We start from the raw sequence: 14,071 nt of genomic DNA, 5'->3' as shown, positions 1-14,071 counted from the left end.
GACAAATGAATGCACTATATCCAGCAACCGCAGGCGATTGAGGCGAAAAGCTTCGACATTATTGGCGACATTATTGCGCAGACCCGCCCGGACTACCGCTTTGCCAGCCCGCTGCACGAAGCCATTATCAAGCGGGTGATCCACACCACCGCCGATTTTGACTGGCTGGATATCCTGTGGTTTTCGCCCGACGTGCTTCCGCGCTTAAGCGCCGCCCTGAGCCATCCCTGCACGCTTTATACCGATACCACCATGGCCCTTTCCGGGATCAATAAAACTCTGCTGGCGAAATTCGGCGGCGAGTGCCGCTGCTATATCAGCGATCCGCGGGTGGTGGCGGAGGCCAAAGCGCAGGGGATGACCCGCTCGATGGCGGCGGTCGATATCGCGGTCGCCGAAGAGGGCGAGAAGGTGTTTGTTTTTGGCAATGCGCCCACCGCACTGTTTCGTCTGCTGGAGCATGACGTCGCGGTCAACGGCGTGATCGGCGTGCCGGTCGGTTTCGTCGGCGCGGCGGAGTCGAAAGAGGCCCTGACGCAGAGCGGCCTGCCGGGCATCGCCGCGCTGGGTCGTAAAGGCGGCAGCAACGTCGCCGCCGCCATCGTCAACGCCATTTTGTACCACCTGCAGGGGGCGCGATGAGCGAGCAATCCTTTGACGCCCCGGTGTGGCACAACGGCAAGGCGCTGCGCAAAGGCTATACCACCGGATCCTGCGCGACGGCGGCAGCCAAGGTCGCGGCGCTGATGGTGATGCGCCAGCATCTGATTCATCAGGTCTCCATTGTCACCCCTTCCGGCGTCACCCTGTGCCTTAACGTCGAGTCGCCGCACGTTGAAGGGCAGCAGGCGATCGCCGCCATTCGTAAAGACGGCGGCGACGATGTTGACGCCACCCACGGGATGCTGATTTTTGCCCGCGTGACGCTCGACGATTCCGGCGAGATTATCCTGCGCGGCGGCGAAGGCGTCGGCACGGTCACCCGCAAAGGAATCGGCCTGCCCATCGGCAGCCCGGCGATTAACCGTACCCCGCGCCACACTATTGAGTCGGCGGTGCGCGAAGCGATTGGCCCGTCGCGCGGAGCCGAAGTCGAGATTTTCGCCCCGGAAGGCGAGGCGCGGGCGCAGAAAACCTATAACTCGCGGCTCGGGATCCTGGGCGGCATCTCGATTATCGGCACCACCGGTATCGTGACGCCGATGTCGGAGGAGAGCTGGAAGCGTTCGCTATCGCTGGAGCTGGAAATTAAGCGCGCGGCGGGGCTGGAGCGGGTGGTGCTGGTGCCGGGCAACCACGGCGAGCGCTTCGTCCGCGAGCAGATGGGTATTGATGCGCAGGTGGTGGTCACCATGAGCAACTTCGTCGGCTACATGATTGAAGAGGCCGTGCGCCTCGGGTTCCGCCAGATTGTGCTGATCGGCCACCCTGGCAAGCTGATTAAAGTCGCCGCCGGGATCTTCCACACCCACAGCCATATCGCCGATGCGCGGATGGAAACCCTGGTCGCGCATCTGGCGCTGCTGGGCGCGCCGCTGGCGCTTCTGCAGCTGGTGAGCGAATGCGATACCACCGAAGCGGCGATGGAGCACATCGACGCGTACGGTTTTCAGCATATCTATCACCATCTTGCCGAACGCATCTGCCTGCGGGTGACGCAGATGCTGCGCTTTACCAAAGCGCCGCCCGTCTGCGACGCCATCATGTTCTCCTTTGATAACAAGGTCCTCGGCAGCAATCGGCCGATCGCCGAGATTGCGCGGGAGATGTCATGTTAACGGTCGTTGGCATGGGCCCGTCGGGCCTGCATCTGATGACGCCGGCGGCGCGGGACGCGGTCGCCAGTGCGGACGCGCTGGTGGGCGGCAAGCGGCATTTGCAGCAGTTCCCTGAGTTTGACGGCGAACGGTTTGCGCTGGGGGCCAATATCGCCGAACTGCTGGAATGGCTCGGCGAGCGTGACGCGCAGAAGGTGGTGGTGCTGGCCTCCGGCGACCCGCTGTTTTACGGCATCGGTACGCGGCTGATAGCCCACTTTGGCATCGAGCGCGTGCGCATTATCCCCGGCATCAGCGCGGTGCAGTATCTCTGCGCGAAGGCTGGTATCGATATGAACGATATCTGGCTGACCAGCAGCCACGGGCGGGAGGTCTGTTTTGATGAGCTGGCGCGCCAGCGCAAGGTGGCGATGGTGACCGACGGGCGCTGCGGGCCGCGGGAAATCGCCGCCCAGCTGGCGGCGCGGGGAAAAGGGTATCGCTGGATGGTGATTGGCGAAAATCTGGCGATGGATAACGAGCGGATCCGCTGGCTACCGGTCAGTGAGGTCAACGGTGAATATGAGATGAACGCGGTGGTGATCCTCGATGAAAGATGAGCTTTTTCTGCGCGGCGAGAAGGTGCCGATGACCAAAGAGGCGGTTCGCGCGCTGGCGCTGGCCAAACTTGAACTGCACCGGGCAAGCCACCTGATTGATATCGGCGCCGGTACCGGCAGCGTGTCGATTGAGGCGGCGCTGCAGTACCCCTCGCTGCAGGTAACGGCGATCGAACGCAATCCCGCGGCCCTGCAGCTGCTGGACGAAAACCGCCAGCATTTCGCCTGCGGCAACATTGAGATCCTGCCCGGCGAAGCGCCGATGGTGATGACCGAGCGGGCCGACGCCATATTTATGGGCGGCAGCGGCGGCCGCCTCGACGAGCTTATTGACTGGTCGTGGCAGCAGCTCTACCCCGGCGGTCGTCTGGTGATGACCTTTATCCTCCAGGAGAACCTGAATGCCGCTCTCGACTATCTGCGGCTGAAGGGAATCGAACAGGTTGATTGCCTGCAGCTGAACGTTTCAGCGCTGACCACGCTGGGCAGCGGCCACTATTTCAAACCGAATAATCCCGTTTTTGTTATCGCCTGTCAGAAGGAAGAAAACCATGGCTGAGACATTTGATCCCCGTAGTGTGTGGTTCGTTGGCGCAGGGCCGGGCGATCGTGAACTGATTACCCTCAAGGGGTACCGTTTGCTTCAGCAGGCCCAGGTGGTGATCTACGCCGGGTCGCTGATTAACACCGAGCTGCTGGAGTACTGTCCTCCTGGCGCCGAGTGTCACGACAGCGCCGAACTGCATCTGGAGCAAATTCTTAACCTGATGGAAGCCGGAGTTAACGCCGGGAAAACGGTGGTGCGTTTACAGACCGGAGACGTGTCGCTGTACGGCTCGGTACGCGAGCAGGGCGAAGAGCTGACTAAACGCGGCATCGACTGGCAGGTGGTGCCGGGCGTCAGCGCGTTTCTCGGCGCCGCGGCGGAGCTGGGGGTCGAATACACCGTCCCGGAAGTCTCCCAGAGCCTGATTATTACCCGCCTCGAAGGGCGCACTCCGGTGCCGGAGCGTGAGCAGCTTGAGTCGTTTGCCAGCCACCAGACCTCGATGGCGATTTACCTCTCTGTGCAGCGTATTCATCGGGTGGCGGAGCGCCTGATTGAAGGCGGTTACCCGGCAACCACGCCGGTGGCGGTGATCTATAAAGCGACCTGGCCGGAAAGCCAGACCGTACGCGGCACCCTGGCGGATATCGGCGACAAGGTGCGCGAGGCGGGGATCCGCAAAACGGCGCTCATTCTGGTCGGGAATTTCCTGGGCTCTGAGTATCACTACTCAAAACTCTACGCGGCGGACTTTAGCCATGAATACCGTAAAGCCTGAATCGATTGCGCTTTTCTGCCTGACCCCAGGCGGCGTCCGGCTGGCGAAACGGCTGGCGGCGATGCTGCCGTTAACCTGTTTTACCAGCGAGAAGCTGCTGGAGGAGGGGTTTCTTCCCTTTGAAAACGGTTTTGCCAGCGCCGCGCGCGAGGCCTTCAGCAGCTATTCGGCGCTGATCTTCATCGGCGCCACCGGGATCGCGGTACGCGTGCTGGCCCCGCTGGTGAATGACAAGTTTAGCGACCCGGCGGTGGTGGTGATTGACGAGCGCGGCCAGCACGTTATTAGCCTGCTTTCCGGCCATGCGGGCGGCGCGAATGCCCTGAGCCGCTATCTGGCCGGGATGCTCGGCGCCGACCCGGTGATCACCACCGCCACCGACGTCAACGAGATGGCGGCGCTGGATACCCTGGCGTTCCAGCTTAATGCCCGAATGGTCGACTTCCGCGCGGCGGTGAAAACCGTCAACCAGATGCTGGTCAGCCATCAACGCGTCGGCCTGTGGTGGGACGACGAGCTGGATGAAGACGTCAGCCGCTGCGACCGGCGCGGGTTTATTACCGTGACCGATCTGCACCAGCTTCCCGAGCTGGACGCGCTGGTCTGCGTCACCCTGCGCAACGAACTGCCGGCGATCGACGTGCCGCACTGGAAGCTGGTGCCGCAGCGGGTAGTCGCCGGAATTGGCTGCCGTCGCGATACGCCATTCCCGCTGTTAGCGGCGCTGCTGGCGCGCCAGCTTGAGGCGCAGCGCCTCGATCCGCTGGCGCTGAAAGCCATCGGCAGCGTCACGCTGAAGAAACACGAACAGGGGCTGATTCAGCTGGCCTCCTGCTGCCGCGTGCCGTTTGAAACCTTTACCGCTGATGCGCTGCGCGAGCATGAGCATCACTTTCCCGCTTCATCGTTCGTCAGAAACACCGTCGGCGTGGGGAGCGTATCCGGCCCGGCGGCCTGGCTGCTGAGCCATGGACAACTGTTGGGCGAAACCCTGCGCGAACAGGGCGTCACTATTACTTTGGGAGTTTCACACTGATGTTAAGCGTAATCGGAATCGGCCCTGGCTCGCAGTCCATGATGACCATGGAGGCCATTGAAGCGCTGCAGGCGGCGGAAATCGTCGTTGGCTATAAAACATACACCCACCTGGTGAAAGCCTTTACCGGCGATAAGCAGGTGATCAAAACCGGGATGTGCAAAGAGATTGAGCGCTGCCAGGCGGCGATTGAGCTGGCGCAGGCCGGGCATAACGTGGCGCTGATCAGCAGCGGCGACGCCGGTATTTACGGCATGGCCGGACTGGTGCTTGAACTGGTCAGCAAGCAGAAGCTGGATGTGGAGGTTCGCCTGATCCCGGGGATGACCGCCAGCATCGCCGCCGCCTCGCTGCTGGGCGCGCCGCTGATGCACGACTTCTGCCATATCAGCCTCAGCGACCTGCTGACCCCGTGGCCGGTGATTGAAAAGCGCATTGTCGCCGCCGGGGAAGCCGACTTTGTGATCTGTTTTTACAACCCGCGCAGCCGCGGCCGCGAAGGGCATCTGGCGCGCGCTTTCGAGCTGCTGTCGGCCAGCAAAAGCGCGCAGACCCCGGTGGGGGTAGTGAAGTCCGCCGGACGTAAAAAGCAGGAGAAATGGCTGACCACCCTGGGGGAGATGGATTTTGAACCGGTCGATATGACCAGCCTGGTGATCGTCGGCAACAAAGCGACCTATATCCAGGATGGCCTGATGATCACGCCGCGGGGCTACGTGCTGTGAGCCACGGCGAGGTGCTGGTGATGGGGGGAACCAGCGACGCGCGGGCGCTGTGCCAACAGCTTGACGCGGCGCAGGTTCGCTACACCCTGTCGGTAGCGACGCCGACCGGCCAGCAGCTGGCGGGGGATATTCGCGGCCGGGTGCGCTGCGGGCGTCTTGAGCTGGAGGAGATGATCGCCTGGCTGAAGGCTAACCGGACCCGCTGGGTGATTGATGCTTCGCACCCCTACGCCGAAGCGGTGAGCCGCAATATCGTCCAGGCCTGCGAAACCGCCGGCGTGCTGCTGAGCCGCTATCAGCGCCCTGAGCAGCTGAGCGGCCTGACCCATCCGCTGCTCTATACCGTGGAGAGCGTTGAACAGGCCTGCGAGGTCGCGCGGCGCTTCGGTCCGCGCGTGCTGCTCACCACCGGAAGCAAAGATCTGGCGCGCTGGCGGACGGGATTAGGCGAAAAAACGCTGCTGGCCCGTGTGTTGCCGGTAGCCGATGTCATCGCGCAGTGCGCCGCGCTGGGGTTTGGCGTTGGCGAGATCTTCGCCCTGTGCGGGCCGTTCAGCGCCGAGTTCAACGCCGCTTTCTACCGCCAGTGCCGGGCCGATGTGGTGATCACTAAGGCCTCCGGCGCCGAGGGCGGCTATCAGGAAAAAGTACAACCCTGTCTGGATGCCGGTATCCCCTGCATCGTGATTACGCGCCCGGCGCCGCTGGTGACCGGTGAAGAATTACTGGAAAGTCAGGCTGCCTTTGCCCGGCGCTTAGCGCGCTGGCTGGCCGCTGCTTAAGGAGTCAGAAATGAAAAAAGCGCTTCTGGTGGTCAGTTTTGGCACCAGCTATCCCGACACCTGTGAAAAGAACATCGTCGCCTGCGAGCGCGAGCTGGCGGCCAGCTGCCCGGACCGCGACATGTTTCGCGCCTTTACCTCCGGGATGATTATCCGCAAGCTCAAACAGCGCGACGGTATCGAGATTGATACGCCGCTGCAGGCGTTGCAGAAGCTGGCCGAGCAGGGCTACCAGGATGTGGCGATTCAGTCGCTGCACATTATCAACGGCGATGAGTATGAAAAGATCGTCCGCGAAGTGCAGAGCCTGCGCCCGCTGTTCCTCCGCCTGACTCTGGGGGCGCCGCTGCTGAGCAGCCATAACGATTACGTTCAGCTGATGCAGGCGCTGCGCCAGCAGATGCCGCCGCTTGCCGCCGATGAAACGGTGGTCTTTATGGGCCACGGCGCCAGCCATCACGCTTTCGCCGCCTACGCCTGCCTGGACCATATGATGACGGCGAAGGGATTTCCGGCGCGGGTCGGCGCGGTCGAAAGCTATCCGGAGGTCGATATTCTTATCGACAGCCTGCGCCGGCAGGGGGTGAAGGGCGTGCACCTGATGCCGCTGATGCTGGTGGCCGGCGATCACGCCATTAACGATATGGCCTCGGACGAAGAGGATTCCTGGAAAACGCTGTTCAACGCCGCCGGTATCACGGCGACGCCGTGGCTGAACGGGCTGGGAGAGAATCCGGCGGTGCGCGCGATGTTCGTCGCTCACCTGCAGCAGGCGCTGAGCCTGGCGATGGAGGAGGCGGCATGAGCGGCAAACTGTATGCCCTGAGCACCGGCCCCGGCGCCGCCGATCTGATCACCGTGCGCGCGGCGCGCGTGCTGGGCACGCTGGACATTCTCTACGCGCCCGCCGGACGTAAAGGCGGCGACAGCCTCGCGCTCTCCATCGTGCGTGAATATATCGGCGAGCAGACTGAAGTGCGCTGCTGCCATTTCCCGATGAGCGCCGACAGTGCGGAAAAAGAAGCGGTGTGGGACGAGGTCGCCGCCGCGCTAGTTGAGGAAGTGGCGGCGGGCAAGCAGGTCGGCTTTATTACCCTCGGCGACGCCATGCTGTTCAGCACCTGGGTGTTCTTACTCCAGCGCATCGGCTGCCCGGAGTGGCTGGAGATTGTACCCGGCGTCACCTCTTTCGCCGCCATTGCCGCGCGTTCAAAAACGCCGCTGGCCATGGAGCAGCAGTCGCTGGCGGTGATCTCCTGCACCGCGCCGGAAACGGAAATCGAACAGGCGCTGCGCCAGCATGAAAGCCTGGTGCTGATGAAAGTCTACGGACGCTTTACCCGCATTAAAGCGCTGCTGGCGAAAAATGGCCTGCTGGATGCCGCCCTGATGATGTCCGAAGCCACGCTGCCGGGCGAGCAGTGCTGGCGTCATTTGGCTGAAGTCAGCGACGACCAGCCGCTGCCCTATTTCTCGACCATTCTGGTCAACAAACAGTGGGAGTATGCAGAATGAAACTTGAACAACAGCTAAAACAGCTGTCTTTCAGCGGGTTAGCTTCAGCGCTATTGCTGATAGTGGTGCCCGAAAAGGCTTTCGCGATGCACATCATGGAGGGGTTTTTACCGCCGATGTGGGCCTTGGCGTGGTGGCTGCTGTTTTTACCCTGCCTGTGGTACGGGCTGGTGCGCCTGCGCCGCATCGTGCAGGAAGATAACAACCAGAAGGTGCTGCTGGCGCTGTGCGGGGCGTTTATTTTTGTCCTCTCGGCGCTGAAAATTCCTTCCGTTACCGGCAGCTGCTCGCACCCGACCGGCGTCGGCCTGGCGGTGATTCTCTTCGGGCCTGGCGTGGTGGCGATCCTTGGCGCCATCGTGCTGCTGTTCCAGGCGCTGCTGCTGGCGCACGGCGGGCTGACAACGCTCGGCGCGAACGGCATGTCGATGGCGGTCATCGGGCCGGTGGTCGGCTATATGGTGTGGAAAATGGCCTGCCGCGCGGGCATTCGTCGCGATGTCGGGGTATTTCTCTGCGCCATGCTGGCGGATCTGGTGACTTACTTTGTCACCTCGGTCCAGCTCGGCGTGGCCTTCCCGGATCCGACCGCCGGCGCGACCGGATCGATCGTTAAGTTTATGGGGATCTTCTGCCTGACCCAGATCCCGATCGCCATTGCTGAAGGGCTGTTAACCGTCATGATCTACGACCAGTTGACCAAACGTCAGCTGATTACCGCACAGGGGCATTAACATGAAAAAGACGCTGATATTGTTAGCCATGGTGGTGGCGCTGGTGATCCTACCGTTCTTTATCAATCACGGCGGCGAGTTTGGCGGCTCGGACGGCGAGGCGGAGAGCCAGATTCAGGTGGTCGCGCCGCATTATGAGCCGTGGTTCCAGCCGCTGTATGAACCGGCAAGCGGGGAGATTGAGAGCCTGCTGTTTACGCTCCAGGGCTCGCTTGGCGCGGCGGTGATATTCTATATTCTGGGCTACAGCAAAGGCAGACAGCGCCGTGATGACCGGGTTTGACCGACTCAGCTATCAGAGCCGCTGGTTTCACGTCGCGCCGGAGCGCAAGTTCCTGTTCTGGCTGCTGCTGATGGGACTGGCCTTTACCCTGCCCCCGCTGGGGCAGGGTATCGAAATGGCGCTGATTGCCGCCTTAACCTGCTGGCTGCTGCGGGTCTCGCCGTGGCGCTGGTGCCGCTGGATGGCGCTGCCGTTTGGCTTCCTACTGATCGGCGTGCTGACCATTCTGTTCAGCGTCAGCCGCGATCCGCAGGATCTGCTGGTGAGCCTGCCGCTGGGCAGCGTCTGGCTGGGCATCACGTCGGAGGGGCTGACGACCGCCAATCAGACCTTCTGGCGCAGCCTGGCGGCGCTGGCGTCCACCTTCTGGCTGGTGCTGAATCTGCCGTTCCCGCAGCTTATTGTGCTGCTCAAGCGCGGGCGGGTGCCGCGGCTGCTGACCGAGCAAATCCTGCTGACCTGGCGCTTTATTTTTATTCTGTTAGACGAAGCGCTGGCGATTCACCGTGCGCAAACATTACGTTTTGGCTACCGTAGCGTGCCGAAGGGCTATCGTTCGCTGGCGATGCTGGTAGGGCTGCTGTTTACCCGGGTGATGATCCGCTACCAGCAGATGAGCACCACGCTGGATATCAAATTGTATCAGGGTGATTTTCACCTCTAAGGATAAGTATGCTTGCCACGACCGATCTCTGGTTTCGCTATCAGGACGAGCCGGTGCTGAAGGGGCTGACGCTGGATTTTTCCCATCACGCGGTGACCGGACTGGTGGGGGCGAACGGCTGCGGAAAATCGACGCTGTTTATGAACCTGAGCGGTCTGCTGCGCCCGCAGAGCGGGGCGGTGCTGTGGCAGGGAAATCCGCTGGACTACAGCAAGCGCGGCCTGCTGGCGCTGCGTCAGCAGGTGGCGACCGTTTTCCAGGACCCGGACCAGCAGATTTTCTATACCGATATCGACAGCGATATCGCCTTTAGCCTGCGTAACCTGGGAGTTGCGGAAGAGGAAATTGCCCGCCGGGTGGACGATGCCCTGACTCTCGTCGATGCCCAGGGGTTTCGTCACCAGCCGATTCAGTGCCTGAGCCACGGGCAGAAAAAGCGCGTGGCGATAGCCGGCGCGCTGGTGCTGCAGGCGCGCTATTTACTGCTCGACGAGCCTACGGCAGGGCTCGATCCTTCGGGACGCGCGCAGATGATCGACATCATTAAGCGTATTGCCGATCGGGGCAACCACGTGGCGATCTCCAGCCATGATATCGATCTGATCTATGAAGTCAGTGATGCGGTTTACGTGTTACGCCGCGGCGAAGTGCTGGCGCATGGCGAACCCGGCGAGGTGTTTGCCCGCAGCGAACTGATGGCCCAGGCCGGGCTAACCCAGCCGTGGCTGGTGAAGCTGCACGCGCAGCTCGGGCTGCCGCTGTGTAAAACCGAAGAAGAATTTTTTACGCGGATGCGAAGCAACGCGATGAAGGAGGCGTCATGACGCTGGCAATTATGTTACAGGGCACCGCTTCCGACGTCGGTAAAAGCGTGCTGGTCGCTGGGCTGTGTCGTATTTTTTATCAGGACGGGCAGCGCACCGCGCCGTTTAAATCGCAGAATATGGCGCTCAATTCCGGTATTACGCCGGATGGCAAAGAGATGGGCCGCGCGCAGATTTTCCAGGCCGAAGCGGCGGGGATCGCGCCGGACGTGCGCATGAACCCGGTGCTGCTTAAGCCGACCAGCGACCGCAAAGCGCAGGTGGTGCTGATGGGCAAGGTGGCGACCGATATGGACGCGGTGAGCTATCACGAATACAAGCCGCGCCTGCGCGAACAGATCCTCGCGGTCTATCATAGCCTGGCCGCCGAACATGACGTGCTGGTGCTGGAAGGGGCGGGCAGCCCGGCGGAGATCAACCTGCGCGATCGCGACATCGTCAATATGGGCATGGCCGAGATGGCCCAGTGCCCGGTGATCCTCGTGGCCGATATCGATCGCGGCGGCGTATTCGCCTCTATCTACGGCACCCTCGCGCTGCTGCACGACCACGAGCGCGCGCGGGTCAAAGGGGTGATTATCAATAAATTTCGCGGCGATGTGGCGCTGCTATATTCCGGGATCGAGCAGATAGAAGCGCTCACCGGCGTCCCGGTACTCGGCGTGATGCCGTGGCTGGACGTCGATCTCGAAGATGAGGACGGCGTCGCGCTGCAAAAGGGCAAATATCTGCGCACCGACAGGCGCGACATTGAGATTGCCGTGGTTCAGCTGCCGCACATCGCCAATTTTACCGATTTCAACGCGCTGGCGGCGCAGCCGGACGTCCGCGTCCGCTATGTTCGCCAGCCGCAGGAACTGGCGGGCGTGGATATGGTGATCCTGCCGGGCAGTAAAAATACGCTTGGCGACCTGGGCTGGCTGCGCGAGAGCGGCATGGCGCACGCGGTGCTGCAGGCCCGGCATCGGGGCGTACCGGTGCTGGGGATCTGCGGCGGCTACCAGATGCTCGGCGAAACCATTATCGATGAGGTGGAGTCGGGGCTTGGCACGCAGCCGGGGCTGGGTTTGCTCAATACCGTCACCCACTTTGCGCACAGCAAAACGACCACCCAGGTGAGGGCGACCCTCGCTCCAGGGCTGCCGGCGTGGCTGGCGGCAACGGCGGGGCTGGCCGTGCGCGGCTATGAGATCCATATGGGCGAAACTGAGCTGCGCGATGGCTGCCGTTCGCTGATGCAACTCCATAAAAATGGGCTGAGCGTAGCGGACGGCGCGGTCAGTGATGACGGCCTGGCGTTTGGCACCTATCTGCACGGCCTGTTTGATAGCGATGAATTTACCCGCGCGCTGGTTAACGGCCTGCGCCAGCGTAAAGGGCTGGCGGCGCTGGATAGCGATGTCGAATATGCGCAGTATAAATCCCGCCAGTTCGATCTGCTGGCCGACGCGATGCGCCAGCATATCGATATCGAAAAAATCTACGCCATCATGCGTCAACATCAGGAGCCCGTATGCTGACTTTAGTCACCGGCGGGGCGCGCAGCGGTAAAAGCCGTCATGCCGAAGCGCTGATCGCCCATGCGCCGCAGGTACTGTACATCGCTACCTCACAGATCTTTGATGACGAGATGGCGGCGAGGATCCAGCACCACCGCGATGGCAGGCCCGCACACTGGCGCACCGCCGAGCGCTGGCGGCAGCTTGATGAGCTGATAACGCCGGATATCGCCCCGGAAGAGGCGATTTTGCTGGAATGCATTACCACCATGGTGACCAACCTGCTGTTTGCGCTGGGCGGCGACAGCGCGCCGGACGATTGGGATTATGCGGCGATGGAGCGGGCGATCGACGCCGAAATCGACGTCCTGATCGCCGCCTGCCAGCGCTGTCCGGCCCGCGTGGTGCTGGTGACCAACGAAGTGGGAATGGGGATTGTGCCGGAGAATCGTCTGGCCCGCCATTTCCGCGACATCGCCGGGCGCGTCAATCAGCGCCTGGCGGCGGCGGCGGACGAGGTCTGGCTGGTGGTGTCGGGCATTGGTGTGAAAATCAAGTAAATCAGGCGCGCCGTACCGGGCGTTATTCTTCTTGCTGGCTCTGCCCTGAGCCAGCCAACATGACGAGAACCTTTATGCAAAGCTTAACCTCTCTACTGAGTGCGATCCCTGCGCCTGATGAAAAAGCGATGGCGCGCGCCCGGCTTCATATTGATGGTCTGCTGAAGCCGCCCGGAAGCCTTGGACGCCTTGAAGATCTTGCCGTGCAGCTGGCGGGCATGCCTGGCCTTGACGGCGTCCCGCAGGTGAAAAAGAAGGCGTTGCTGGTGATGTGCGCCGACCACGGCGTGTGGGACGAAGGGGTCGCCATCTCGCCAAAAGCGGTGACCGCGATTCAGGCGGCGAATATGACGCTGGGCAAAACTGGCGTTTGCGTACTGGCGGCGCAGGCGGGTGCGAAGGTGCACGTGATTGATGTCGGGATCGATGCCGAGCTTATTCCGGGCGTTATCAACATGCGCGTGGCGCGCGGCTGCGGCAATATCGCCGTCGGTCCGGCAATGCGCCGCGGCCAGGCGGAAGAGCTGCTGCTGGAGGTGATGCGCTATACGCGAGGGCTGGCGCAGGATGGCGTGACGCTGTTTGGCGTCGGGGAGCTCGGAATGGCCAATACCACCCCGGCGGCGGCGATTGTCAGCGTTCTGACCGGTAGCGATGCCCAGGAGGTGGTCGGGATTGGCGCTAATCTGCCGTTGGCGAAAGTCGCTAACAAAGTGGAGGTGGTGCGTCGGGCAATTGCCGTCAATCGACCCGACCCGAATGATGGCCTGGATGTACTGGCGAAAGTGGGCGGTTTTGATTTATTGGGGATGACGGGCGTGATGCTGGGCGCGGCCTCCTGCGGCCTGCCGGTGGTGCTCGATGGCTTTCTCTCCTACGCGGCGGCGCTGGCGGCGTGCCGAATTGCGCCGGAAGTGAAACCCTATCTGATCCCGTCCCACTATTCGGCAGAGAAGGGCGCGCGTACGGCGCTGATGCATCTCGAACTGGAGCCCTACCTGAATATGGGGATGCGCCTGGGCGAAGGCAGCGGCGCGGCGCTGGCGATGCCGATCGTTGAAGCAGCCTGCGCGATGTACCACGAGATGGGCATGCTGGCGGCGAGCAATATTGTGTTGCCGAAGGGCTGAGAAAGGGCTGGGGAGCGGCGCTGCGCCGTTCCCTGAATCACATGGAAGATTTTGCGGAACGCAGAAACAAAAAAACACCCTTGAGGGTGTTTATGATGTTGGTTGCGGGGGCCGGATTTGAACCGACGACCTTCGGGTTATGAGCCCGACGAGCTACCAGGCTGCTCCACCCCGCGTCCGTCTTTACTCTTCATCGAGTAAACTTGCATCAGATTTTAATTGGTTGCGGGGGCCGGATTTGAACCGACGACCTTCGGGTTATGAGCCCGACGAGCTACCAGGCTGCTCCACCCCGCGTCCGTCATTACTCTTCCATCGAGTAACGTTACTTCTCTGATTTTAATTGGTTGCGGGGGCCAGATTTGAACTGACGACCTTCGGGTTATGAGCCCGACGAGCTACCAGGCTGCTCCACCCCGCGTCCGTGGAAGCGCACTATACTCCGCTAACGTTTTGATGCAACCCTTTTTGACAGAAATCGTCGATTTTGTAAAAAATGGTGCATACAGAAGCACTTCCCGCTTGTTTTTTGCGCAAAACTGCCTTTGCGGTGCCCAAGCGCATTTCATTAGCCCTGGCGGTTTGTTATCTTCATCACGCACCCGGGCTTAGCAGCA

The 14,071-nt window shown here is 61.8% G+C and carries 17 protein-coding genes and 3 tRNA genes; 17 read left to right on the top strand and 3 right to left on the bottom strand.

What is annotated here, in order from left to right:
* The first annotated feature begins 9 nt into the window (after positions 1 to 9).
* From IYV58_RS22240 to cobT, 17 genes are all read left to right on the top strand, one after another.
* Positions 10 to 642 carry a cobalt-precorrin-8 methylmutase gene (locus IYV58_RS22240; RefSeq protein ID WP_004124485.1) on the top strand — a complete coding sequence of 211 codons (633 nt, stop codon included), beginning with the start codon at positions 10 to 12 and terminating at the stop codon, positions 640 to 642.
* Positions 639 to 1,778 (top strand): cobalt-precorrin-5B (C(1))-methyltransferase CbiD, encoded by a 1,140-nt coding sequence (gene cbiD, locus IYV58_RS22235; RefSeq protein ID WP_004124482.1) that lies wholly within the window; start codon positions 639 to 641, stop codon positions 1,776 to 1,778. The genes IYV58_RS22240 and cbiD overlap by 4 nt, the downstream gene beginning before the upstream one ends.
* On the top strand, positions 1,772 to 2,377 hold the full coding sequence (locus IYV58_RS22230; RefSeq protein ID WP_004124479.1) for a cobalt-precorrin-7 (C(5))-methyltransferase: 606 nt from the start codon (positions 1,772 to 1,774) through the stop codon (positions 2,375 to 2,377). Before cbiD ends, IYV58_RS22230 begins: the two co-directional genes overlap by 7 nt.
* Entirely contained in the window at positions 2,367 to 2,936 is a 570-nt protein-coding gene (locus tag IYV58_RS22225) for a decarboxylating cobalt-precorrin-6B (C(15))-methyltransferase (protein ID WP_004124476.1), read from the top strand. The genes IYV58_RS22230 and IYV58_RS22225 overlap by 11 nt, the downstream gene beginning before the upstream one ends.
* The gene (locus tag IYV58_RS22220) at positions 2,929 to 3,702 is read left to right on the top strand and encodes a cobalt-precorrin-4 methyltransferase (RefSeq protein ID WP_195729262.1); all 774 of its coding nucleotides are present in this window, start codon (positions 2,929 to 2,931) and stop codon (positions 3,700 to 3,702) included. The genes IYV58_RS22225 and IYV58_RS22220 overlap by 8 nt, the downstream gene beginning before the upstream one ends.
* On the top strand, positions 3,683 to 4,738 hold the full coding sequence (gene cbiG / locus IYV58_RS22215; RefSeq protein WP_004124469.1) for a cobalt-precorrin 5A hydrolase: 1,056 nt from the start codon (positions 3,683 to 3,685) through the stop codon (positions 4,736 to 4,738). The genes IYV58_RS22220 and cbiG overlap by 20 nt, the downstream gene beginning before the upstream one ends.
* On the top strand, positions 4,738 to 5,463 hold the full coding sequence (locus IYV58_RS22210; RefSeq protein ID WP_004124467.1) for a precorrin-3B C(17)-methyltransferase: 726 nt from the start codon (positions 4,738 to 4,740) through the stop codon (positions 5,461 to 5,463). The genes cbiG and IYV58_RS22210 overlap by 1 nt, the downstream gene beginning before the upstream one ends.
* Positions 5,460 to 6,245, top strand: a complete 786-nt coding sequence (locus IYV58_RS22205; protein ID WP_032741940.1) for a cobalt-precorrin-6A reductase — start codon at positions 5,460 to 5,462, stop codon at positions 6,243 to 6,245. Before IYV58_RS22210 ends, IYV58_RS22205 begins: the two co-directional genes overlap by 4 nt.
* 10 nt (positions 6,246 to 6,255) lie before the next feature.
* Positions 6,256 to 7,050, top strand: a complete 795-nt coding sequence (cbiK, locus tag IYV58_RS22200) for a sirohydrochlorin cobaltochelatase (RefSeq protein WP_004124462.1) — start codon at positions 6,256 to 6,258, stop codon at positions 7,048 to 7,050.
* Positions 7,047 to 7,760, top strand: a complete 714-nt coding sequence (locus IYV58_RS22195) for a cobalt-factor II C(20)-methyltransferase (RefSeq protein WP_087829898.1) — start codon at positions 7,047 to 7,049, stop codon at positions 7,758 to 7,760. Before cbiK ends, IYV58_RS22195 begins: the two co-directional genes overlap by 4 nt.
* Complete coding sequence (gene cbiM / locus IYV58_RS22190) at positions 7,757 to 8,494, top strand: cobalt ECF transporter S component CbiM (protein ID WP_112166490.1); 738 nt, start codon at positions 7,757 to 7,759, stop codon at positions 8,492 to 8,494. Before IYV58_RS22195 ends, cbiM begins: the two co-directional genes overlap by 4 nt.
* A 1-nt stretch (position 8,495) precedes the next feature.
* Positions 8,496 to 8,777, top strand: coding sequence for an energy-coupling factor ABC transporter substrate-binding protein (locus tag IYV58_RS22185; RefSeq protein ID WP_004124454.1), 282 nt, complete (start codon positions 8,496 to 8,498; stop codon positions 8,775 to 8,777).
* Positions 8,764 to 9,441: an energy-coupling factor ABC transporter transmembrane protein gene (locus IYV58_RS22180; RefSeq protein ID WP_139529744.1), complete on the top strand. Its 678-nt coding sequence runs from the start codon at positions 8,764 to 8,766 to the stop codon at positions 9,439 to 9,441. Before IYV58_RS22185 ends, IYV58_RS22180 begins: the two co-directional genes overlap by 14 nt.
* A gap of 8 nt (positions 9,442 to 9,449) precedes the next feature.
* On the top strand, positions 9,450 to 10,265 hold the full coding sequence (locus IYV58_RS22175) for an energy-coupling factor ABC transporter ATP-binding protein (RefSeq protein ID WP_004124450.1): 816 nt from the start codon (positions 9,450 to 9,452) through the stop codon (positions 10,263 to 10,265).
* Positions 10,262 to 11,785 (top strand): cobyric acid synthase, encoded by a 1,524-nt coding sequence (locus tag IYV58_RS22170; protein ID WP_049112537.1) that lies wholly within the window; start codon positions 10,262 to 10,264, stop codon positions 11,783 to 11,785. Before IYV58_RS22175 ends, IYV58_RS22170 begins: the two co-directional genes overlap by 4 nt.
* Complete coding sequence (gene cobU, locus IYV58_RS22165; protein ID WP_004124443.1) at positions 11,779 to 12,324, top strand: bifunctional adenosylcobinamide kinase/adenosylcobinamide-phosphate guanylyltransferase; 546 nt, start codon at positions 11,779 to 11,781, stop codon at positions 12,322 to 12,324. The genes IYV58_RS22170 and cobU overlap by 7 nt, the downstream gene beginning before the upstream one ends.
* 74 nt (positions 12,325 to 12,398) lie before the next feature.
* Positions 12,399 to 13,454, top strand: a complete 1,056-nt coding sequence (gene cobT, locus IYV58_RS22160; protein WP_142446853.1) for a nicotinate-nucleotide--dimethylbenzimidazole phosphoribosyltransferase — start codon at positions 12,399 to 12,401, stop codon at positions 13,452 to 13,454.
* 99 nt (positions 13,455 to 13,553) lie between these two features.
* Here cobT and IYV58_RS22155 read toward each other — a convergent pair.
* The 3 genes from IYV58_RS22155 to IYV58_RS22145 all read right to left on the bottom strand — a co-directional run bounded on the left by IYV58_RS22155 (position 13,554) and on the right by IYV58_RS22145 (position 13,875).
* Positions 13,554 to 13,630: transfer RNA gene (locus IYV58_RS22155), tRNA-Met, on the bottom strand.
* A gap of 44 nt (positions 13,631 to 13,674) precedes the next feature.
* Positions 13,675 to 13,751, bottom strand: a tRNA-Met gene (locus tag IYV58_RS22150).
* Between the two features lie 47 nt (positions 13,752 to 13,798).
* Positions 13,799 to 13,875: transfer RNA gene (locus IYV58_RS22145), tRNA-Met, on the bottom strand.
* Positions 13,876 to 14,071: the final 196 nt, after the last annotated feature.

It is taken from the genome of Klebsiella sp. BDA134-6 (genome assembly GCF_015601345.1).
Classification (GTDB): domain Bacteria; phylum Pseudomonadota; class Gammaproteobacteria; order Enterobacterales; family Enterobacteriaceae; genus Klebsiella; species Klebsiella grimontii.
This window is presented reverse-complemented; position numbering and strand designations above follow the sequence as displayed.